This is a genomic window from Fimbriimonadaceae bacterium (assembly GCA_019638775.1).
Lineage (GTDB): Bacteria > Armatimonadota > Fimbriimonadia > Fimbriimonadales > Fimbriimonadaceae > JAHBTD01.
Map to the genome: position 1 here is coordinate 1 of JAHBTD010000098.1, position 1498 is coordinate 1498.

Genomic DNA, 1498 nt, shown 5'->3' on the forward strand with positions numbered 1-1498 from the left:
ATCCGATTCCGCTGCCGCTTCTCTCCTCGGCGGCTTGAGACCGCCGCCAAACTTACCCATGTGCGGCCATCGACAACTTCAGGCGTCCCCCCACACACTCAACGTGGGACCACCCAGGAACGGCCCCTCTCAAACCCCAAGAGGAGAATATGCCCCTCACCATATGCCCAGAATAGCCATCGACCCATGCTAGTCCGGATTCCATGGGAGGCGATTTATACAGGGTCGGTCGGGCCTGCACATCGGATATTGGTGCCTCTTACCACCAGGAAAATCAGACCGTCTCTCGTACGTTTGTGCTGGTCGTTGATTGCACCACGATCGTCGGTATGAACTGATGAGAATGCATCCATTTAATTTCCGTGCAATCCGGAGATAACTGGAACACACCTCACCATCCAACCTGGTAAGCACACCAGCAACCGCCCACGTATCTGGGGGCTGTATTAATTTGTGCAACAGTTCTGCGGCAGGATGTTCGAGTTGGCCTTTTGACCCCACAATCAACGGCACAAACCAATCCGTTCCGGAACAGAGATCGATAGATCTATGAGCCCCGTATCAGGCTTGCCGTTCTGCGTCTTGGCGCGAATGTGATAGGCGGTTATCCGGAAAGAAAACAGGCATCGGCATGAAGCGAAACCCTTGAGGGAGGGTCGTCACAATTCGAAGCGAGGAAATGGCGCAGTCGTTTCAATGTACCCAGCAGTAGCACAACCATAGCAGGCACCCGAGGAGAGGCACACAGTGGGCCTCAGCTCAGTGCGCTACCTGTTGCTGCCAAGCGAATCACGTCCATTCGCCTTGGATTCATTTATGCGTAACCTCCTCATCCCCATAGATAGATCAACAACGCCATAGAACTCGACAGCGGGACGCCGGAAGGCCACAGTCATATGTGTGGGCGCCACCTCCTTCTAGAGGGCTGCAGGCGGGAGGAGAATACCAGCATTCCCGCATTGACGGTCCAGTGCGGAAGGTATCCTCTGTACCTTTCGAGACATTCTGTCGATGACACGAGGGTTTCCCCCTCGTATTTTGACGTGCGCACATTATTGTGCAGCCGAAAGCGCTTCTCACGTAATACCTGGAATCGGCGGAAAGTGACCACGGACAAGGCTTTGAGTCGATTGCGTGATGAATTTTACCGATTGCTTGAAGGTAGACCGGTATGAGAATATGCGCCGTCGCAGGTGTCTGGAATCACCTATTCAACCTAGCATTCACTGCGTAATATTTTCACTATTACGTAGTCTGGTTTTCAGCCAACTCGACGGTCAGAGGGCGGGTGTCTTCAGGAGGGGTAATGAGAGAAACCGACGCAGCTACAATCCAAACGGTAGTGGCAATCATCAGCAGTAACTATCTCCTGCGGCTCGGTTTGCAGCGGATCGTCGAAGCAGAAAGATGGATCAAGTTGATCGGGCAGACTACCCACGGAACGAACCTGGATGAGGTGTTGGCCAGCAATCACCCGACTATCGCGATTCTCGACACC

Annotated in this window: 1 protein-coding gene; it reads left to right on the forward strand. The window is 53.5% G+C overall.

The window, feature by feature from the left end:
- Positions 1-1306 precede the first annotated feature (1306 nt).
- Positions 1307-1498 (forward strand): hypothetical protein (locus KF784_20220; protein MBX3121382.1); only part of this gene is annotated, 192 nt, incomplete at its 3' end.